The organism is Paraburkholderia sp. SIMBA_054 (assembly GCF_046534875.1).
Taxonomy (GTDB): domain Bacteria; phylum Pseudomonadota; class Gammaproteobacteria; order Burkholderiales; family Burkholderiaceae; genus Paraburkholderia; species Paraburkholderia hospita.
The window spans coordinates 1-1,457 of the sequence record NZ_JAWRXV010000162.1 but is presented as its reverse complement, the minus strand read 5'-3'; the positions used below and the strand labels follow the sequence as shown (position 1 = coordinate 1,457).

Below are 1,457 nucleotides of genomic sequence, written 5' to 3'. Positions count from 1 at the left end.
TCTCACTGTGTCATAAAAAGGTGTTTGCAGCAAAGTGATACCTGGTAGTATTGAATAATACATACTTCGAGCGACCGTGATGAGAGAAGATGTCGACGAATTTGACGCGTATCTGAATCATCTGGCGCAGGCGTTGGGGCACGCCGATCGCCATGCCGGCCTCAAGGGTTACTGTTCGGGCTTGGTCATGCCGTTGTCACGCAAGAGCGTCGAGCCGATGGCCGCGCACATTGACCCACTTCACGCGAGTGCGAAGCACCAGTCACTCCACCATTTTGTGGCCAAGGCAGAATGGTCTGACCGGGCGGTCCTGCAGCGGGTACGCGAATGGGTGATGCCCGCGTTGGGCCTGCACGCTGCCGAAGAGGCTGGCTATTACTGGATTATTGACGACACGGGCTTCCCGAAGAAAGGCAAGCATTCGGTCGGCGTAGCGCGGCAATACTGTGGGCAACTGGGCAAACAGGATAACTGCCAGATCGCCGTGAGCCTGTCGATCGCGACGCAACGCGGCAGCCTGCCGATTGCCTGGCAGCTGTATGTCCCCAAGGAATGGATTGACGACCGGGAACGAGCGCGTCGCGCGGGCATTCCTGACGATCTCACCTTCGAGACCAAGCCACAGATTGCGCTGGCCCAACTTCGCGAGGCTATAGCATCCGGCATTGCACCGGGCATTGTGCTTGCCGATGCCGGGTACGGCGACGAAACCGCTTTCCGGGAAAGCGTAACTGAACTGGGTTTGTTGTACGCGGTAGGGATCCGGCCGGGCACCTCTGTGTGGGCGCCAGGTACGGCGCCGTTGCCGCCCAAGCCCTGGAGCGGGCGCGGCAAGCCACCGACATTGCTGCGCCGTGCGCCCGGCCACGAGCCGATCGTGGTGAAGGAACTGGCCATGCAATTACCCGCAAACGCCTGGCAAACCGTAACCTGGCGGGAAGGCAGCAACGCTGCACTTTCCTCACGCTTTGCCGCCGTGCGGGTTCGCCCCGCCCATCGCGACACTTGGCGAAGTACCGTTCGCGAAGAAGAATGGCTGCTTATTGAATGGCCTGATGGCGATACGGAGCCGCTCAAATATTTCCTCACTACTGCACCCGAGGAGGCGAGCCTCGAGCAGCTTGTGTTCGTGACCAAAATGCGCTGGCGCATCGAGCGCGACTATCAGGACCTGAAGCAGGAGTTCGGGCTCGGTCATTATGAAGGGCGAGGCTGGCGTGGCTTTCACCATCACGCCACACTGAGTATCGCTGCGTATGGGTTTCTGATGGCCCAGCGACTCCGAATGCAATCAGATGGACGTGGTAAAAAAAACTTCCTTGAACGCGCGCTGCCTGCCCTTCCCCAGGATTACATCCCCCGGGGCAGTCCAGCGCGCTCAACGCCACATTCCTGATTCCATTACTACGTTGCGCATCCTGCTTGGACAAACGCTCATGCAACGATGGCACTCTTCC

General features: G+C 59.3%; 1 protein-coding gene. It reads left to right on the top strand.

The features are described 5' to 3' along the window. Positions 1-79 precede the first annotated feature (79 nt). Positions 80-1,396 carry an IS701 family transposase gene (locus SB822_RS54490; RefSeq protein ID WP_410858772.1) on the top strand — a complete coding sequence of 439 codons (1,317 nt, stop codon included), beginning with the start codon at positions 80-82 and terminating at the stop codon, positions 1,394-1,396. Positions 1,397-1,457: the final 61 nt, after the last annotated feature.